Origin of the sequence: Micromonospora sp. NPDC000121, assembly GCF_042899165.1 — a bacterium.
In the GTDB taxonomy this organism is placed as follows: Bacteria; Actinomycetota; Actinomycetes; order Mycobacteriales; family Micromonosporaceae; genus Micromonospora.
The window spans coordinates 18,629-36,402 of sequence record NZ_JBIAZP010000011.1; the positions used below are offsets into that span (position 1 = coordinate 18,629).

The window sequence follows — 17,774 nt, forward strand, 5'->3', positions numbered from 1 at the left end:
GCGTTTCGGACGGGGTCGATCGCCCGGAAACGTGGCCGGGACGGCTCGCGGCCGTGGCCGGACCCGACGCTCACCCGAGCGGGGCCGCCTGCGGCGTGGGCGCGGAGTCGTCGGAAACAGCCTCCGCCGGCCGGGACCGGCCGGTCCCCATCCGGGCCACGGCGAACACCGCATGGGCCAGCGCGAGGGACCCGGCCAGGACGGCCACGGCCACAGCCGCGTGCCCGACGTCGGGCGTCCAGAGCATCAGCGCCTCCAGACCGCCCAGGAACGACGGCAGCACCCCCAGCACGACGCCGGACAGGGCCGCCCAGCCGACCGCCCAGGCGACGGCCGCGACCAGCGCCTGGCCGCCGGGCGACGGACCGGCGCGGTGCCGACGCACCCCGCGGACCACCGTCGCGACCAGGACGAGCAGGAGCAGGCCGGCGACGCCGAACAGCACGGGGGCGACCGAGAGCAGAACGGTGTCGTTCGACGCCGGGTCCGGTGGGACGCCGAGCATGATGCGCGCGATGTCGAAACCGGCCGAGGCGAGCGCCGGGTCCGCGGCCGGGTGATAGATGTTGGCCAGCACGATCACGGCCAGCTCGGAGTCGGGCACCAGCACGACGTGCGCGAAGTAGCCGGGGGTGGCGCCGGCGTGCCAGACCAGCCGCGCGCCGCTGCCGTCGAGGGTCGTGTCGCGCCAGCCCAGGGCGTACCGGCCGCCGCTGCCGATGGCGGCCTGGCCGTGGTGCATCTGCGCGACGCCGGCGGCCGACAGCAGCCGGGACTCCCCGAACCGGCCGCCGTCGAGCTGGGCGACGGCGAAGTGGCCGAGGTCGGCGAGGCTGGCGGCCAGATAGCCGTACGGGACGCCGGACGTGTCGTACGGCGGGTCGAAGCCCTGCGGCTGACCGAGGTAGCGGCGATGGCCGGCGGGCAGGCCCACCCGCTCCGCCTCGTCGGCGGTGGCCGCCGCCTGCCGCATCCGCAGCGGATCGAGAACGCTACGACGCAGGTGGTCGGCGAACGGCCGGCCGGTGACCTCCTCGACGAGCGCGCCGAGCACCATGTAGTTGGCGTCGCTGTAGCGGTGTTTTTCGCCCGGCGGGCCGGCGAGCGGCACGTCGGCGAGGTCCCGCACCGACCGGGCGAGCCCGCCCGGTGTGTTGTCGTAGCGGTCCGTCAGGCCCCTGGTGGCGACCTCGGGGAGCCCGCTGGTCTGGGTGAGCAGTTGCCGGACGGTGATCCGGCCGGTCGTCGCGTCGTCGCCCAGCCGCAACCAGGGCACGTACGCCCGGGCCGGCGCGTCGAGGTCGATCCGGCCGGCCTCGGCGAGCTGCAGCACCGTCAGCGCGGTGAACGGCTTGCTCACCGAGCCGAGCAGGAAGGGCGTCTGCGCGGTCACCGGCGCGCCGTCGCCGGTGACTCCGGCGACATGTTCCTGCACGACCCGGTCCCCGCGCACCACGGCCACGGCGAGTCCGGGTACGCGGTTGGTGTCCCGGTAGCGGTCCAGGTGCGCCTGCACCCGGGCGGTCTCGTCCCCGGCGGCGCGCGCGGGGAGGCCGCCGACCGTTGCCAGGCAGACGACCGCGGCCAGCACCGCCACGGACCGTCGTAGCTGATGTCTCACTCTTGCTGTTCCTGTCTCTGGCACTGGATCCGGCTCAGCCGATCTGGCTGAGCAGTCGCTCCAACTCGGTCAGGCGCGCCCTGACCTGCGCCAGCTCCGTGTGGGTCGCCTGGACGTCCGACCGCAGGCCTGTCAGCTCCGCGGTCGTCTGCCGCGCGCTCTCGGCCAGCCGGGCCTGCGCCTCGCCGGCCTGCTCGGCGAGGGCGCGGTACTGCGCCTCCCGAGCGGCGGCGTGCCGGGCCCGGTAGATGCCCAGCGCCACGAACGCCACGATCGCCACCAGGGCGATCAACAGAACCGTCGACGTGACGATCGCGATCTGGGCGATGTCGTCCTCGGCTGCTGCTGTGATCACTTCTTGTCCTTTCCGGAGCCACCGGCTTCCAATGTCGGTACGGCCGCCGCCACCGTCGCGGGCGTCAGCGTCAGCGCGAAGGGCGCGACCTCGAACCACTTCACCGAGTTGCCGTCGGGCGCCGTCTCCAACGAGCCGGCGACGAGCCCGGCGGCCTCCAGCCGCTGCAGATGCATGTAGAGCAGGGGTCGGTTCATCTCCAGGCGTCGTGCCAGCTCGCTGACGTAGCTGCGGCCCTCGGCGAGCGCGGCGATGATCCGCAGTCGGTGCGGGCTCGCGAGCGCGGCGAGCGCGGCGAGCAGTTCGTCCCCGTTCGACTGCGTCTCGTCCATCTCCTGCGCCTTCCCGGGTGTCAGAAATGTATGACACCCCCCTGTCAGAGAATGCTGACAGGGGGTGCGCGGAAGCGCCAGGGAGGGTGTCCGACGCCACACGGCGCCGGCCCTCGGGCCGGCGCCGCTGTCGCCCATTGGCTCTCGGCCCGCTCGGCGGGCCGGCGTGGGCCGCTCGCCCGGGGGCCGGCGTGGGCCGCTCGCCCGGGGCGGCGCGGACTGCTCGCCCGGGGCGGCGTGGGTCGGTCGCCCGGGCCGGCGTGGGCCGCTGCGCCGGCCGCGCGGCGGGCGGCTCAGCCGAGGCGTACCTGCGGCGACCGTTCGGGCCGGGAGGCGCCGTCGAGCGTGGCACCGGCCGGGGCGGTGGGCCGGGCCGGCACGACGGGGGCGTCCCGGCCGGTGCCCCCGCGGCCGTTGCCGTCACGCGTCGACTCCTCGTGGTAGTCCTGCTCCACGTTGACGGACCAGACGTCGTGGCGGGTGCCGCAGGCGATGTTCTCGGCGGTCAGCATCGCCGTGAGCATGGAGTGGTCCTGGTTGTTGTAGCGGTGCATGCCGTTGCGGCCGACCGGGTGCACGTTCGGCACCTCCCGGGCCAGCCAGTCCCGGATCACGTCCACGTTGCGCTGGTAGCGCTCGTCGTAGACCGGGTAGGCCTTCGGCATCCGCACCACGTACCCGGCCTCGACGACGCCCGGCCGGACCAGGCCGAGCCGCTCCAGCTCGGCCGTCGCGGCGGCGACCAGCTCGGCGTCCGGCGTACGCCAGGTCTCGTCGTCCTCGAAGACGAAGTACTCCAGCCCCAGGCAGGTGCGGCCGTCCTTGACCAGGTGCGGCGACCACGAGCCGAAGTTCTGGATCCGGCCGACCTTGACCGCCGGGTCGTGCACGTAGATCCAGTTGTCGGGGAACGAGAACTCCTCCGGCACCACGAGCGCGACGGTCAGGAAGTCCCGGTACCGCAGGTCGGCCGCGGCGGCCAGCACCTCCGGCGGGGCGGCCGGGCGCATCGCGGCCACCAGTTCCGAGATCGGCATCGACGAGACGACGTGCTCCGCCGGCTCGGTCCGCTGCCCGCCCATCCCGTTGACGGTGACCGCCACCGCCCGGCGGTGCGCCGGGTCGCGGTGCACGGCGGTCACCCAACTGCCGGTCTCCACCCGGCCGCCGCGCCGGCGGACCTCCTCGGCGCAGCGTTCCCACATCATCCCCGGACCGAGCTTCGGGTACTGGAACTCCTCGATCAGGCTGGTCACGTCCTTGCGGTTGCGCCGGGGCAGCACGGCGTTGCGCACCGCCTTGGCCAGCGACAGGTTCTTGATCCGCTGCGCGGCCCAGTCGGCCTGCAACCGGTCGGCCGGCATTCCCCAGACCTTCTCGGTGTACGTCTTGAAGAACATCGAGTACAGCCGCCAGCCGAACCGGGCCGAGACCCAGCCCTCGAAGTGCGACTGGTCCTTCGGCGGGCGCAGCCGGGCCCGGGCGTACGAGCCCATGCACAGCGCCGCCTCCCGGACGCCCAGGTTGCGCAGGGCGTTCGCGGCGCTCAGCGGGTAGTCGAACAGCGCGCCCCGGTAGTAGATCCGGCTCATCCGGGGCCGCAGCAGGAAGTCCTCGTCGGGCAGGATCTCGTGCCAGAACTCCTCGACCCGGGCGACCTTGGTGAAGAACCGGTGCCCGCCGATGTCGAAGCGCCACCCGTCCCGTTCGACGGTGCGGCTGATCCCGCCCACCACGTCGTCGGACTCGAACACCCGGACCGGGGCGCCCCGCCGGAGCAGCTCGTACGCCGCCGTCAGGCCTGCCGGGCCCGCGCCGATGACCACCGTGCCGCGCTGTTCGTCCATGCCGTGCCGCTCCCTGCTTCCGCCTGCCGGAGGCGGCCCGCTTACCCGGCATCGGCCCGAACTCACCCCGGATTCGCCGCGTACACGTGTCAACCGCCCCGGAACGGGGATGTGGCACCGTTCTGGCGGCCGGATCGGGAGACGCGCGGTGATCGACAGGTGGCGGGCAGGCGCCCGGCTCGCCGGGCGCGGCCACGACCTGCGGCGCGCCGCCGCGCGGGCCGCCGACCGGGTGCCCGCGCCGTGGCTGTTCGTGGTCGGCGTCTTCCTCGGCACGAAGATCGTGCTCAGCCTCGTCGGGGTGGTCGCGTTGAGCGCCTTCGACGAGGTGCCGTGGGCGCCGCCGCCGGACGAGACGACGATGCGCGAGCAGCAGCGGGCGGTCTCCGGGCACCGCGTGGTCTGGCTCTGGTTCGCCTGGGACTCGTTCCTCTACGACCACCTGGCCCGGCTCCCGCTCGACGAGCCGTGGCGGGACTTCGGCTTCCCGCTGCTCTACCCGTTCCTGGCCCGGCCGCTGGCCCCGCTGCTGGGCGGGAACACCGCGCTGGCGCTGCTGCTCGTCGCCAACGTCGCGTTCCTGCTGATGCTCTACTACGCCCACCGGCTGGGGGAGCGGCTGCTCGGCGACGACGTGGCGGCCCGCCGGTTCGTCCGCTACCTGGTGCTGTTGCCGGCCGCGTTCCTGTTCCAGGCGGCGCTGACCGAGTCGCTCTTCCTCTGTCTCGCGCTCGCCGCCTTCCACTACGCCGAGCGGCGGCGCTGGCTGCTCGTCGGCGTCGTGGGGTTCTTCCTGGCGCTGAGCCGCTCGGTCGGGTTCTTCGTCGTGCTCCCGCTGGCCCTGGTGCTGTTGCGGCAGCACGGCTACCGGCTGGGCCCCCGCGCGTGGGTGGCGTACCTCCGCGTCGGCTGGCCGCTGGTGCTGGTGCCAGCCGGGTGGCTGACCTTCATGGCGTTCTGCCGGTGGCAGAGCGGCGACTGGTTCGCCTACAAGCACGCCCAGGAGCGGGGCTGGGGCATCTCCGTGCAGAATCCCCTGGCGGTGCTGTGGCACGGCCTGACCGACACGCCGCCGCGGGACGCCCTGCGCGTGTGGTTCGCCGTCGTGGTGCTGGTGGTCCTGATCGCGGGCGTCCGCCACCTCGGGCTGCCCTACCTCGCGTACGGGTTGATCATGGTCCTGGTGCCGCTGTCGATGGGCCCGCCGGTCTACAAGAGCCTGCTGCGCTACCTGCTCGCCGCGTTCCCGGTGGGCCTGGTGCTGGCCCGCTGGGCCAGGAACGCCTCCGCCGACGCCTGGCTGACCGCTGCCCTCGCCCTCCTCCAGGGCGCACTCTTCGTCACCTGGCTCGCCTACTGGACCCACTTCATCATCTGACCCGCCGTCTTCACCTGGCCGGCCCGGCTCTCTATGATCGTTGAAAACTCTCGCCGGCCGCTGAGCCCGGATCGGCAGAAATCTACGGGCGCGAGCGGCGCGCCGGGAGGGGCCTGCCCATGGCGCTGTCCGCGACCGTCCTCGCCGAGCTGCGTGGCATCGTCGGCCCGTCCCACGTGCACGACGCGGCCGGCGACCTCGTGGCGTACGCCCGGGACGCGACCCCGCTCTTCTCGCACCGCCCCGACGCCGTGGTGTTCCCCGCCGACACCGCCGAGGTCGCGGCCGTGCTGGCCCTGGCCACCCGGCACGGGGTGCCGGTGGTGCCGCGTGGCGCGGGCTCCAACCTGTGCGCCGCGACCGTGCCGCTGCACGGCGGGATCGTGCTGGTCCTGACCCGGCTGAACGCGATCCTGGAGGTCAGCGCCGACGAGCTGCTGGCCCGGGTGCAACCCGGCGTGACCAGCGCCGCGCTGGCCGACGCCGCCGCGGCGCGCGGCCTGCTCTGGGCGCCCGACCCGGGCAGCCGCACCGTCGCCACCGTGGGCGGCACCATCGCCACCTGCGCCGGCGGGCTGCGCGGGCTGAAGTACGGGGTGACCCGCAACTACGTGCTGGGCCTGGAGGCGGTGCTGCCCACCGGCGAGGTGATCCGCACCGGCGGCCGGCTGTGGAAGGACGTCGCCGGCTACGACCTGACCCGGCTGCTCACCGGCTCCGAGGGCACCCTCGCGGTGATCACCGAGGCGACCGTGGCGCTGCTGCCCGCGCCCGCGTCGACCAACACCGGGGTGGCGTACTTCCCGACGCTCGCCGAGGCGGGGGAGGCCGTCGCCCGGGTGATCCGGGCCGGCGTGGTGCCGGCGACGCTGGAGTTCCTCGACCGGGCCTGCATCACGGCGGTGGAGGACTTCGCCCACCTGGGGCTGCGCGCCGACGCGGGGGCGCTGCTCCTCTTCGGCGACGACGGCCCGCCGGACCTGGTCGCCGCCCACCTCGACCGGATCGGCGCGGCCTGCGCGGACGCCGGCGCGGTGGAGGTCACCACCGCCCGCGAGGTCGCCCAGGCCGAGGCGCTGCTGGCCGCCCGCCGCTGCGCGCTGCCGGCGCTGTCCCGCCGGGGCGGGGTGACGATCCTGGAGGACGCCACCGTGCCCCGGCCCCGCATCGCCGAGATGGTCGACCGGATCGACGCGATCGCCGTCCGGCACGACGTCGCCATCGCCACCTTCGGCCACGCCGGGGACGGCAACCTGCACCCCACCTGCGTCCTCGACTCCGCCGAGGACCACGACGCGGTACGCCGGGCCGAGGCGGCCTTCGCCGACGTCTTCGCCGCCGCCCTCGACCTCGGCGGCACCATCACCGGCGAGCACGGGGTGGGGGCGGCGAAACTGCCGTTCCTCGCCGCCCGGCTCGGCGACGACCAGCTCGCCCTGCTGCGCCGGATCAAGTCCGCCTTCGACCCGGCGGGCGTCCTCAACCCCGGAAAGCTGGGCTCGTGACCGGCGACGTATTCAACCCGGAGCAGTTGTCCCGCTGCATCTCCTGCGGATTCTGCCTGCCGGCCTGCCCCACGTACGCGATGACCGGCGACGAGGCGTCGTCGCCGCGCGGGCGGATCACGCTGATGCGGGCGCTGCAGGACGGCACCCTGCCCCCGGACGACGACACGCTCGCCGAGCAGTCCTCGTTCTGCCTGGGCTGCCGCGCCTGCGAACCGGTCTGCCCGGCCGGAGTGGAGTACGGCAGCCTGCTGGAGCAGTGGCGGGTGCACCAGTGGCGTGGCCCGCGCCGGCCGCTGGTGGCCCGTGCGCTGATGCTGCTGGTCGAGCAGCGGTGGGTGCTGCGGCTGCTCGGCCTGGTCCGCGGCGCCGCCCGCGGCCCGGCCGCCACCCCACCGCCGTCCCCGCCCGCCACGCCGGCTGCCGCGCCCGCCGATCCGCCCGCCGCGCCGGCCGGGTCGGTCACTGACGCGCCCGCCGCCGCCGGGACGCCGACGGCGGGGGCGGCCGGCGGTCCCGACGTCGCCGGCGGGCCGGGTGCGCACCTGATGCTGGGCTGCGTCGAGCGGGGCCTGTTCCCGGCGGTCAGCCGGGCCGCCCGGGCCCTCGACCCGGGGCTGGCCGTTCCCACCGCGCAGGGCTGCTGCGGCGCGCTGCACGCGCACAACGGCGACCTGGCCGGCGGCGAGCGGCTGGCCGAGCGCCTCGGCGAGGACCTGCCGGGCACGATCGTGACCACCTCCGGCGGCTGCGCCGCGCACCTCGCCTCGGTGCTGGGCCGGGACCGGGTGCGCGAGCTGTCCACCTGGCTCGCCGAGCGGCCCGCCGGCGCGGAGCTGCGGGTGGCCGGCCGACGCGCCCGGGTCGCCCTCCAGGACTCCTGCCACCTGCGCAACGGCCTCGGCGTCTTCGCCGAGCCGCGGGCGCTGCTGCGCCAGGTCGCCGACTACGTGGAGTTGCCCTCGGCGGCCACCTGCTGCGGCGCCGCCGGCACCTACTCCCTGCTGCGGCCGAAGGAGTCGCGGCGGATCCTGGACGCGAAGCTCGACGAGATCGAGGCCGCCGGGGTCGACCTGGTGGTGGCGGTCAACCCGGGCTGCCTGCGGCAGTTGCGCACCGGGCTGCGCCGGCGCCGGTCCGCCGTGCGGGCCGTGCACCTGGCCGAGCTGCTCACCCGCGTCGAGCCGGCGTCCCGACCCGACTGAGCGGGTCGGGACGCCGGCTCGCGGCCTCACTCGGTGCGGATGCCGTCGGGCCGGGTCAGCCGCCACAGCGCCGGCAGGCTGAGCCCGGTGACCAGCAGCACCACCGCCGCGCCGAGCCCGGTGGAGAGGCCGACCGCCGGCCAGGCGACCGTGACCGGCGCCTGCACCATCCGCAGCAGCACCGCGCCGAGCGCCAGCCCGAAGACCACCGCCAGGGCGAGCCCGATCACCACGGGCACGGTCGTCTGCCACAGCACCGACCAGCTCAACGTGCCGCGCCGGGTGCCCATCGCGACCAGCATCGCCAGCAGCCGGCGGCGTTCCCGCAGCTGCTCCAGCACGCCGACCAGCATGCTGGCCCCGATCAGCAGCAGGGCGACCGCCGCGCCGACGTAGAGACCGCGTTGGACGTTGACGAACTGTGCGGTCCGCGTGGTCCCGGTGAGGGTGAGCACCGAGGCGAACGGGTCGGCCCCGGCGGCGACGTTGCGGACGTGCTCCAGCGCGTCCGGCCGGTCGGCCGCGAGCCGCAGGTACGCGTCCGCGCGCAGCGGGCCCAGCCGGGCGGCGTCGACCGCGCCGGGGGTGGCCAGCACGCTGGTCTGCGCGTGGCCGACGGGGTCGGGGCGGATCGGCGCCTCCCGGGCGTCCCGGGGAACCTGCCACGCCGACCCTCCGACGTCCGGCACCGTGACGGTGGCGCCCGGCCGGATGTCCGCCTGCGGCGCGGTGGCGTCGCGGACCAGGAAGACGTCGCCGTCGGCGCACCGGTCGAGCCGGGCGAACTCGGCCAGCGCGGCGCAGTCGCCGACTCGCAGGTCGACCAACGTGCCGCCCTCGACGGCCCCGACGACGGTCCGCAGGGTGGCGTTGCTGCCGGTCACCCCGGGTGCGGCGGCCAGCCGGTCGAGCGCCGCGGTGGCGTCGGGGCGGGCGGGGAACTCCACCAGGACCTGGGCCCGGGTGGTGTCCTGCCCGGTGTCGACGGTGAACCGGCCGGAGACGCCGGCGAAGAGCATCTGCAGCCCGATGGTGCCCGCCACCGCGACCGCGATGCCGTTGACCAGGCGCGCCGAGGCGGCGCTGTCGAGCTGGATGCGGCGCACCGCGAGCTGCCACGGCACGGGACCGCCGCGCAGCCGGCGTACCAGCAGATCCGTCAGCCAGGGCAGCAGGGTGACCACGCCGATCAGCAGCAGCATCGCGCCGGCCGCCGTCTGCCGCTCGGCGCCCGGCGGCGCGACACCGGCGGCGCCGGGCAGCAGCAGCCCGAGCCCGGCGGCCGGCAGCAGCAGCCGCCACGCCAGCCGGCGGCGTACCGGCGTCGCCCGCCGGGTCACCCCGAGCGGCTCGACCAGCACGGTGCGCATGGCCACCTGGGTCACCACGACGGCGAGCGCCGGCACCGCCACCACGACGGCGGCGACCAGGGGCAGCGGCGGTCGCACGTCCGCGGCGTACACGCTGAGGTCCATCAGGGTGACCAGCGGCACCACCTGGCGGCCGAGCGCGAAGAGCGCGCCGCCGACCGCGACGCCGAGCAGTGCGGCGGCGGCCGCCTCCCCGGCGGCGATCCGTCGGACCATCGCGGCGTCCGCGCCCACCAGCCGCAGCGCGGCCAGCCGCCGGTCGCGGCGTTCGCCGCCGAACCGCACCGCCGCGCCGAGGAAGACGGCGATGGGCAGCAGCAGGACGACGAAGATGACGACCACCAGCACCATCAGCACCGGGCCGAAGGGCTCGCCGGGCAGCCCGCCGCCGAACGCGTCCAGCCGGGTCGCGCCGTCCTCCACGCTCAGCCGGTCGCTGCCCAGGTAGAAGGCCAGCTCCCGGGGGCCGGCCAGGCCCTCGTCGCCGATGATCCCGGTGACCCGCGCCCCGCCCAGCCGGGGCGCGAACAGCGCGCCGTCGGCGGAGTCGAGCAGGTCGCGCAGCGCGGGGGAGACCACGACCTCGCCCGTGCGGGGCAGCGTCGCCACCCCCGGCGGCGCCGGTGCGGCCGGCCCCTCGGCCTGCACCATCCGGCCCCGGACGGGCTGCCCACGGAACGCGGTGTCGGCGTGCCGGAGCAGCAGGGTGTTCGCGGCGGCCGGGAGCTGCTCGCCCCTCCGCAGGTCGTCGCGGGCGTCGCCGCGCGCCTCGCGGGCGTCCAGCGCGCCCGGCACCGCGGCGGCGAGCAGCAGCATCGCCACCCCGACCCCCACGCCGAACGCCGTCAGCACCGTGCGCAGCCAGCCGTCCCGGCCGCCGGCCGGCACCATCCGGGCGCCCATGGCCAGGTCGGCGGCGCCGTGACGCAGCCGCCTCACGCCACGACCTCCAGGTCGCGGGTGCGGCCGTCGCGCACCACCACCTCCCGATCGGAGTACGCGGCGACCCGCGCCTCGTGCGTCACCAGCACCACCGCCGCGCCGGTCTCCCGGGCGGCGCCGGTGAGCAGCCGCATCACCCGTTCGCCGTTGAGCGAGTCCAGCGCGCCGGTCGGCTCGTCGGCGAACACCACCCGGGGACGGGTGACCAGCGCCCGGGCGACCGCCACCCGCTGCCCCTGCCCGCCCGAGACCTCGCCGGGCCGCTTTCCGGCCACCTCGGCGACCTCCAGGCGGTCCAGCCACTCGGCGGCCCGGCGCTCCGCCTCGCGGCGGCCGACCCGGTCCAGTCGCAGCGGCAGCGCCACGTTCTCCAGGCAGGTCAGTTCCGGCACGAGCTGGCCGAACTGGAAGACGAAGCCGAACGCCTCCCGGCGCAGCGCGCTGCGCGCGGCGTCGGTGAGCGCCGCCAGGTCGCGGCCGGCGAAGGACACCCGGCCGGAGTCGGGCCGGACGATGCCGGCGAGGCAGTGCAGCAGGGTCGACTTGCCGGAGCCCGACGAGCCCATCACGGCGAGCACCTCGCCCTGGTGGACCCGCAGGCTGGCGCCGGCGAGCGCCCGGGTCGGGCCGAACGAGCGGTGCAGGTCCTCGGCGACCAGCAGCGGGGCGGTCACGACCGGACCGCCGCGGCGAGGTCGTCGAGGCGGGCGGCGGTCAACTCCAGCCAGCGCAGGTCCGCCTCCAGGTGGAACAGGGCGTGGTCGCAGATCAACTGCTCGGCGAGGTCGCCGTCGCGCTTGCGGCGGGTCAGCTCGCGCATCATCCGCAGGTGCTCGCCGCGCTGCACGTCGAGCAGGTCGGCGGCGGAGCGGCCGGTCAGCAGGGCCAGCACCACCTTGGTGTAGAGGGTGCTCTGCAGGTACGGCTCGGGTTTCTCCGCCCGCGCCAGCCACTGCCCCACGTCGGTGACGCCGGCTTCGGTGATGGCGTACCGCTTGCGCTCGGGGCCCTCGCCGGGCTCGACCGCGTCCACCTCGACCAGGCCGCTGCGCAGCAGACGGGAGAGGGTGGCGTAGACCTGCCCGTACGCGAGCGGGCGGGCGTGGCCGAAGCGCTCGTCGTAGAGGCGCTTGATGTCGTAGCCGTGGCGGGGGCTGGCCTCCAGGAGGCCGAGGAAGGTCTGTCCGATCGACACGACGGGCACTATACACACCGCGTATACGCCAGGTGTATAGCGGTAGATTGTGGCGGCAACCGTCGCACGGGAGGTCACGTGTTCGCCCTGTCCCTGACCGAGGACGTCGAGATGCGTCCCCTCGAGCCCTGGCGGGCCGAGGAGTTCCTCGCCCATCTGGACCGGGCCCGCGCGCACATCGCGCCCTGGGTGTCGCCGTCGTTCGTGGCCACCGACCTCGACTCCGCCCGGGCCGTGCTTCAGCGTCACGCGGACCGGTGGGCGCGCGGCACCGGCGGCATCTGGGGCCTCTGGCGGCAGGGCACCCTGGTGGGCGGGGTCCTGTTCGTCTCGCTTGACACGGTGACGGGCGTCTGCGAGGCGGGGTGCTGGCTGGAGCCCGCCGCCGAGGGCCACGGCCTGGTCAGCCGGGCCGTCGAGCGGATCGTCGACTGGGCCGTCGAGGAGCGGGGCATCCACCGGATCGAGTGGCGCACCAACGCCCGCAACACCCGCAGCATCGCCACCGCCAAGCGGCTGGGCATGCGCCACGACGGGACGCTGCGCGAGGTCTATCCCGGCCCGGACGGGCGCATCGACCTCCAGGTGTGGTCCGTGCTGGCGCCCGAGTGGCGGGCCCGCCGGTCAGACGTGGGCGAGCACCGCGTCGAGTGAGCGGGGCATCCGGTCCGGCTCCAGCGCTCGCACCAGCAGCTTCGCGTACGCGCTCTTGCGGCCGGCCCGGGTGCCGAGGAACCGGCGCAACTGCGCCTCGACGGCGCGTCCCTGCTGGGCCGGCTGCCGCTGGAACAGCTGGAACGTGCGCAGCTCCCCCTCGGCGGCGATGACCTCCCGCACCCCGGCGGCGCCGAGGGCGCGGATCAGCTCGTCCTCCAGGTCGGCCACGCAGGCGTGGAAACCCAGGGCCGCCAGGTCGGACCGGGACAGGCCGTCGCCCAGGCCGCACCGTTCCAGCCCTCGCCGGAAGAAGCCCTCCTCGGCGTCGTCGTAGAGGCCCGCCAGCCGCAGCCCGCGTCCGGCCGGGCCGAACAGGTCGAGGAAGTGGCCGATGTTCGTCGCGCCGCCCATCGACACCACCCGTACGCCGTCGGCGTCGAGGTCCCGGCCCCGCCGGGCGGCGAGGGTCTCCAGCGCGACCCGGTCGCTCGTCCCCTCGACGAGCACCACGGCCCGCGCGTCGATCCCGGCCGTCAGCTCGTGGATGCTCCGCACGGTCGTCATCCCGTCTCCTGCTCGTCGCCCCGCCGGATCCGCGTTCCGGCGCGCCCGGCCCGGTCCGTCAGGGGATCCTGGCCCGGCGCGCCCACCGGCGCAAGCGAGTTGCGGCGGGATCCGGTGCGGCCGCGGGCCGACGCCCGGCGAGATCGGGGCGACGCCCGGAGGACCTGGCGGCGGCGCGCACCGGGCGCGCCGCCGCCAGGGGGTCAGCGCCGGCCCCCGCGGCGCTTCAGCGTGCGCTCGTAGTCCTGGAACCGCGCCTTGGCGATGACCGAGCGATCCGCCGCGCGGAGCACGAGCCCCTCGGACCGGCCGGCCGGCCCGTCGAGGGCCACCGTGGTCCTCGGCAGGTGGTCCACGAGGAACGTGTGGGTCTTGTCGATCTCGCGCGGCAGGTCCCCCGCGGCGACGGTGGCCAGGCGGGGCACGGTCGCCAGGCCCAGCGCGTCGGCCCGCGCGACGAGGTCGGTCTCGCCGAGGAAGCGCTGGCCGCCGCCGTCGCGCCAGGCCGAGATCCGCTGGGCCGGCCAGGAGAGCATCGGTGCGGGGTCGTCCAGCACGGCCACGTCGAACAGCCGGTGCCCGACCTGCCGGCTGGCCGTGTAGTGCCGGGAGGCGGCGGTCACCTTGCCGCCGTACACCTCGAGGTAGAAGACCGTGACCCGGTCGTCGGCCGCCGCGCCGGTCAGCCGCTCGGCCACGTCGCGCAGCGCGTCGACGATGCCGAGCGCCGGGTTGCCGATCAGGTCGCCCCGCGCGTACAGCAGCTCCTCCCGGCTTCCGATCAGGTACGCGCCGTCGGGCAGCACGACGACCCGGGCGTTCGTCCCGTCGATCTTCTCGGTGAGGGTGACCGGCCCGGCGAACTCGACGCACTCCGCCAGCAGCCCGCCGTCGCGGGGGTCGAGGGCGTGGTAGGTCGGGATCGACGGGTACTTGGTCAGCGAGTTGATCGCCCGCAGGTCGACCGTCCGGACGTCGAGGCTGGACACGGCATCCTCCTGGGTGGCAGGTCCGCCGCACCGGGCTGCGGCGCGGCGCTGGGCGGGCAGCGTAACCGCCCTCGGCGGGTCGCCTCGCGGCAATTTCCGCCCCGACGCGTCCATCCTGGACCGTCGACGGGCGGAAATGTCGTACCCGGCGGCGACCATCCATCCATGGCTGTCCCCGCTCTCACCCCGCACGCCGACCAGCCGCGTTCGGTGCCGCTGCGCGAGGCGCGCACCCGGTTCACCCAGCTCGTCGCGCTGGCCGAGCTGACCGACGCCGTCACCGTCGTCACCCGCGACGGCGACCCCCGACCGGTCGCCGCGATCGTGCCGGCCGCCGCCGCCCGCACCGCCGCCCAGGCCCGCGCCGACGCGGACCGCCTCGCCGCCGTGACCGCCGGCTGGGCCCGCCGGCTCGACGAGGCGCACCGGCGCAGCAGCCGGCGGCACTCCGCCGAGCTGCGCGCGGTCACCGCCGCCCTCGCCGAGGCGTGGGCCGAGCTCGACCGCCGCGTCAGGCCGGGCAGCGATCCCGAGCTCGCCCGGCTGCGCGCCGCCCACGCCGACCTGCTGGCCGCCGACCCCGCGCCCTGACCGCGGCGGCACCACGAACCGCGGCGGCACCACGAACCGCGGCGGCGCCGCGTTCCGCCGGCGTCGTCAGACGGCGGGGTACGCGTGGGTCTCCGCCGCCTTGACGGCGGCCCAGACCGGCTGCCCCGGAGCCAGCCGGAGCTGGGCGGCGGCGGCCGGGGTGACGTCCGCCGCCACCTCGACCGGCCCGCCGAGCCGCACCCGCAGGTTGTCTCCGTGCCGCTGCACTCCGACCACCGTCGCCGCCCAGGTGTTGCGCGGGCTGCCCTCCGGCCGGGACGGGTGCAGGGCCACCGCCGACGGCCGGAAGGCGACGAACGCCTCCCCGTCGAGCCGGTCGGCGACGGTGAGGGTCAGCGCGTCGGCGACCCGGACGTGGTGCCCGTCCGCGCGCCCCCGGTGCAGGTTCAGCCCGACCAGCCGGGCCACGTAGTCGGTGCGGGGCCGGGCGGTCACCGTCGCGGCGTCCCCCTCCTGCACCACCCGTCCCTCCTCGACGATCACCAGCCGGTCGGCCAGCACCAGGGCGTCCAGCGGATCGTGGGTCACCAGCAGGGTGGCCCCCGGGTGTGCGGCGAGGTGCCGGTGCAGCTCGGCCCGGGTGTCCAGCCTGGTGCGCGCGTCGAGCGCGGCGAGCGGCTCGTCGAGCAGCAGCAGCGCCGGCGCGACGGCGAGCGCGCGGGCCAGAGCCACCCGCTGCGCCTGCCCGCCGGAGAGTTGCCGGGGCCGGCGGTGGGCGTGCTCGGCCAGGCCGACCCGGTCCAGCCAGGCGCGGGCGGTCTCCCGGGCGGCGCGCCGGTCGGCGCCGTGCCGCCGCGGCCCGAACGCCACGTTGTCCAGGGCCGTGAGGTGCGGGAAGAGCAGGTAGTCCTGGAACACCACGCCGACCGGTCGGCGTTCCGTCGGCGTCCAGGCGCGCCGCGCCGGCCGGTCCAGGTCGACGCCGTCGAGGGTGAGGTGGCCGGCGGTCAGCGGGAGCAGGCCCGCGAGGGCCCGCAGGGCAGTGGTCTTGCCCGCGCCGTTGGGGCCGAGCAGCGCGACGACCTCGCCGGCGGCGACCCGCAGCGGCACGTCGAGGCGGAACCCGCCCCGGTCCACGACGAGGTGGGCGTCGAGCAGGGGCGCGCTCACGGGCTGGTGATCCAGCGGTCGCGCAGCCCGGCCAGGATGGCCACGGAGACCGTGAGCAGGACGAGGCTGAGCACCACGGCGGCCTGGACGTCCGTCTCCAGCGCCAGGTAGACCGCCAGCGGCATGGTCTGCGTCCGGCCGGGATAGTTGCCCGCGAAGGTGATGGTGGCGCCGAACTCGCCGAGCGCCCGGGCCCAGCACAGCACCGCGCCGGCGGCCAGGCCGGGGGCCACCAGGGGCAGGGTGACGTGGGTGAACGTCGTCCACCGGCCGGCGCCGAGGGTCGCCGCCGCCTCCTCGTACCGGCGGTCCGCGCCCCGCAGCGCGCCCTCGACGGCGATGACGAGGAACGGCATCGCGACGAACGCCTCGGCCAGCACGACGCCGGTGGTGGTGAACGGCAGGGTGATCCCGAAGGTCGCGTCCAGCCAGCCGCCGAGCAGGCCCCGTCGGCCGAAGACCAGCAGCAGCGCCACCCCGCCGACGACGGGCGGCAGCACCAGCGGCACGGTCACGAGGGCGCGTACCAGGCGGCGGCCGGGGAACTCGACGCGGGCCAGCAGCCACGCCAGCGGCACCCCGAGCAGCAGGCAGAGCAGGGTGGCGAGGGTGGCGGTCAGCAGGGACAGCCGCAGCGCGGTGAGCACGCCCGGCGCGGTGAGCCGCTGCGGCAGGGTCGCCCACGGCGTACGGGCCAGCAGCCCGACCAGCGGCAGGACGAGGAACACCAGGCCGAGCACGGCCGGCAGCAGCAGCGCGACCGGCACCCCGGCGCCCCGCCGCCGTCGCCGCACGCGGTCGGTACGCCTCACGGCGCCTGGAACCCGGCCCCGGCGAGCACCGCCCGCCCCCGCTCGGACCGGACGTACGCGACGAAGGCCCGCCCGCCGTCGGGGTTGGGCGCGTCCCGCAGCGCCACGATCGGGTAGTCGTTGACGGCGCGGGCCGACTCGGGGAACTCGACGGCCATCACCTCGGCCGCGGCGGCCAGCGCGTCCGTGCGGTAGACGAGGGCCGCGTCGACCTCCCCGAGGCGCACCTTCGACAGCGCGCCCCGGACGTCCTGTTCGAGCGTGACCGGGGTGAGGCTGACCGAGGCGGCGTCGAGTGCCGTCCGCGCCGCCGCGCCGCAGGGCACCTGCTCGGCGCAGAGCGCGACGGTCAGCCCGGGGCGGGTCAGGTCGGCCAGCCCGGTGACGCCGCGCGGGTTGCCCTTCGGCACGGCGACGACGAGCTGGTTGCGGGCGAAGACGACCGGGTCGCCGTCGGCGTTGCCGGCCTCGGTGACCGTGGCCATGTTCCGGTTCGCCGCCGAGGCGAACACGTCGGCCGGCGCGCCCTGGTTGACCTGGGCGGCCAGCGCCGAGCTGCCGGCGAAGTTGAAGACCACGGTGGTGCCCGGGTGGGCCGCCTCGAAGTCCCGACCGAGCCGGGTGAACGACTCGGTCAGCGAGGCGGCGGCGAACACCGTCACCGTGCCGCCGACGCCCGCGCCGCCGGCCGGCCCGCCGGCGGCCGAGCCCCCGCCGCCGCAGCCCGCCAGGCCCGCGAGGGCGAGCACCGCCGCCACCGTACGCAGCCAGCGCCGGCCCGGGCGTCCGGGCCGGGGCCGGGGAGCCGCCGTCACGATGCCTGCCTCCCTCGGCTGCCGGCCGGGGTGGTGGCCCGTTCCACCACCACCGTGGTCGACTTGATCACCGCGACCGCCAGCGAGCCGACCCGCAGGTCGAGCTCGTCGACGGCCTCCCGGCTCATCAACGAGACGATCCGGAACGGCCCGGCCTGGATGTCGACCTGCGCCATGACCGTGTCCTTGACGACGTTGACCACGATGCCGCGCAGCCGGTTGCGGGCCGAGGAGGAGTCCGACCGCTCGTCGGGGTCGGCGGCCTGCCCGCGCGCGAACGCGGCGAGGTCGACCCCGTCGATCACCCGGTGCCCGTGTTCGTCGCGGCCGGCGGCGAGCCGGCCGGCGTCCACCCACCGGCGCACGGTGTCGGCGCTGACCCCGAGCAGCTCGGCCGCCTCGCCGATGCGGAACGTCGTCACCGGCCCACCCTAGCCGCCCGGCAGATGCGAGGCGCAGGCCCCC

Annotated in this window: 18 protein-coding genes; 5 read left to right on the top strand and 13 right to left on the bottom strand. The window is 76.0% G+C overall.

Annotation, left to right across the window (positions count from 1 at the left end):
- Positions 1-70 precede the first annotated feature (70 nt).
- From ACFY23_RS25765 to ACFY23_RS25780, 4 genes are all read right to left on the bottom strand, one after another.
- Positions 71-1,621 (bottom strand): serine hydrolase domain-containing protein, encoded by a 1,551-nt coding sequence (locus ACFY23_RS25765; protein ID WP_350686471.1) that lies wholly within the window; start codon positions 1,619-1,621, stop codon positions 71-73.
- 34 nt (positions 1,622-1,655) lie between these two features.
- A complete protein-coding gene (locus ACFY23_RS25770) occupies positions 1,656-1,976 on the bottom strand; it encodes a hypothetical protein (protein WP_350686472.1) in 321 nt (106 codons plus the stop codon).
- Complete coding sequence (locus ACFY23_RS25775; protein ID WP_350686473.1) at positions 1,973-2,308, bottom strand: winged helix-turn-helix domain-containing protein; 336 nt, start codon at positions 2,306-2,308, stop codon at positions 1,973-1,975. Before ACFY23_RS25775 ends, ACFY23_RS25770 begins: the two co-directional genes overlap by 4 nt.
- 293 nt (positions 2,309-2,601) lie before the next feature.
- The gene (locus ACFY23_RS25780; RefSeq protein WP_350686475.1) at positions 2,602-4,155 is read right to left on the bottom strand and encodes an NAD(P)/FAD-dependent oxidoreductase; all 1,554 of its coding nucleotides are present in this window, start codon (positions 4,153-4,155) and stop codon (positions 2,602-2,604) included.
- A 148-nt stretch (positions 4,156-4,303) separates the two neighbouring features.
- Here ACFY23_RS25780 and ACFY23_RS25785 point away from each other — a divergent pair, with 148 nt between their 5' ends.
- From ACFY23_RS25785 to ACFY23_RS25795, 3 genes are all read left to right on the top strand, one after another.
- Complete coding sequence (locus tag ACFY23_RS25785; RefSeq protein ID WP_350686477.1) at positions 4,304-5,533, top strand: hypothetical protein; 1,230 nt, start codon at positions 4,304-4,306, stop codon at positions 5,531-5,533.
- Positions 5,534-5,652: 119 nt separating this feature from the next.
- On the top strand, positions 5,653-7,038 hold the full coding sequence (locus ACFY23_RS25790) for an FAD-linked oxidase C-terminal domain-containing protein (protein WP_350819663.1): 1,386 nt from the start codon (positions 5,653-5,655) through the stop codon (positions 7,036-7,038).
- Positions 7,035-8,243 carry a (Fe-S)-binding protein gene (locus tag ACFY23_RS25795; RefSeq protein ID WP_350819665.1) on the top strand — a complete coding sequence of 403 codons (1,209 nt, stop codon included), beginning with the start codon at positions 7,035-7,037 and terminating at the stop codon, positions 8,241-8,243. Before ACFY23_RS25790 ends, ACFY23_RS25795 begins: the two co-directional genes overlap by 4 nt.
- A gap of 26 nt (positions 8,244-8,269) precedes the next feature.
- Here ACFY23_RS25795 and ACFY23_RS25800 read toward each other — a convergent pair whose 3' ends face one another.
- Genes ACFY23_RS25800 through ACFY23_RS25810 form a run of 3 tightly spaced genes read right to left on the bottom strand, consistent with a single transcriptional unit; the run spans position 8,270 to position 11,750 of the window.
- Positions 8,270-10,552, bottom strand: a complete 2,283-nt coding sequence (locus ACFY23_RS25800; RefSeq protein WP_350819666.1) for an ABC transporter permease — start codon at positions 10,550-10,552, stop codon at positions 8,270-8,272.
- Positions 10,549-11,229: an ABC transporter ATP-binding protein gene (locus ACFY23_RS25805; RefSeq protein ID WP_350687039.1), complete on the bottom strand. Its 681-nt coding sequence runs from the start codon at positions 11,227-11,229 to the stop codon at positions 10,549-10,551. Before ACFY23_RS25805 ends, ACFY23_RS25800 begins: the two co-directional genes overlap by 4 nt.
- Complete coding sequence (locus ACFY23_RS25810; protein WP_350687037.1) at positions 11,226-11,750, bottom strand: PadR family transcriptional regulator; 525 nt, start codon at positions 11,748-11,750, stop codon at positions 11,226-11,228. Before ACFY23_RS25810 ends, ACFY23_RS25805 begins: the two co-directional genes overlap by 4 nt.
- 78 nt (positions 11,751-11,828) lie before the next feature.
- On the opposite strand from ACFY23_RS25810, the gene ACFY23_RS25815 reads away from it, so the two are divergent.
- On the top strand, positions 11,829-12,404 hold the full coding sequence (locus ACFY23_RS25815) for a GNAT family protein (protein WP_350687036.1): 576 nt from the start codon (positions 11,829-11,831) through the stop codon (positions 12,402-12,404).
- Here the strand turns inward: ACFY23_RS25815 and ACFY23_RS25820 are convergent.
- On the bottom strand, positions 12,375-12,971 hold the full coding sequence (locus tag ACFY23_RS25820; RefSeq protein ID WP_350687035.1) for an ATP-dependent endonuclease: 597 nt from the start codon (positions 12,969-12,971) through the stop codon (positions 12,375-12,377). The genes ACFY23_RS25815 and ACFY23_RS25820 overlap by 30 nt on opposite strands.
- A gap of 203 nt (positions 12,972-13,174) precedes the next feature.
- The gene (locus ACFY23_RS25825; RefSeq protein WP_350819667.1) at positions 13,175-13,960 is read right to left on the bottom strand and encodes an RNA ligase family protein; all 786 of its coding nucleotides are present in this window, start codon (positions 13,958-13,960) and stop codon (positions 13,175-13,177) included.
- Between the two features lie 165 nt (positions 13,961-14,125).
- On the opposite strand from ACFY23_RS25825, the gene ACFY23_RS25830 reads away from it, so the two are divergent.
- Positions 14,126-14,551 carry a type II toxin-antitoxin system Phd/YefM family antitoxin gene (locus ACFY23_RS25830; protein ID WP_350819669.1) on the top strand — a complete coding sequence of 142 codons (426 nt, stop codon included), beginning with the start codon at positions 14,126-14,128 and terminating at the stop codon, positions 14,549-14,551.
- Between the two features lie 66 nt (positions 14,552-14,617).
- Here ACFY23_RS25830 and ACFY23_RS25835 read toward each other — a convergent pair whose 3' ends face one another.
- From ACFY23_RS25835 to ACFY23_RS25850, 4 genes are read right to left on the bottom strand one after another with little or no spacing between them, the layout of a single operon-like run.
- Positions 14,618-15,682: an ABC transporter ATP-binding protein gene (locus tag ACFY23_RS25835; protein WP_350819671.1), complete on the bottom strand. Its 1,065-nt coding sequence runs from the start codon at positions 15,680-15,682 to the stop codon at positions 14,618-14,620.
- On the bottom strand, positions 15,679-16,494 hold the full coding sequence (locus ACFY23_RS25840) for an ABC transporter permease (RefSeq protein WP_350679240.1): 816 nt from the start codon (positions 16,492-16,494) through the stop codon (positions 15,679-15,681). Before ACFY23_RS25840 ends, ACFY23_RS25835 begins: the two co-directional genes overlap by 4 nt.
- Entirely contained in the window at positions 16,491-17,261 is a 771-nt protein-coding gene (gene modA, locus ACFY23_RS25845; RefSeq protein WP_350679296.1) for a molybdate ABC transporter substrate-binding protein, read from the bottom strand. The genes ACFY23_RS25840 and modA overlap by 4 nt, the downstream gene beginning before the upstream one ends.
- Before the next feature lie 44 nt (positions 17,262-17,305).
- Complete coding sequence (locus ACFY23_RS25850) at positions 17,306-17,731, bottom strand: TOBE domain-containing protein (protein WP_350679238.1); 426 nt, start codon at positions 17,729-17,731, stop codon at positions 17,306-17,308.
- Between the last annotated feature and the right edge of the window lie 43 nt (positions 17,732-17,774).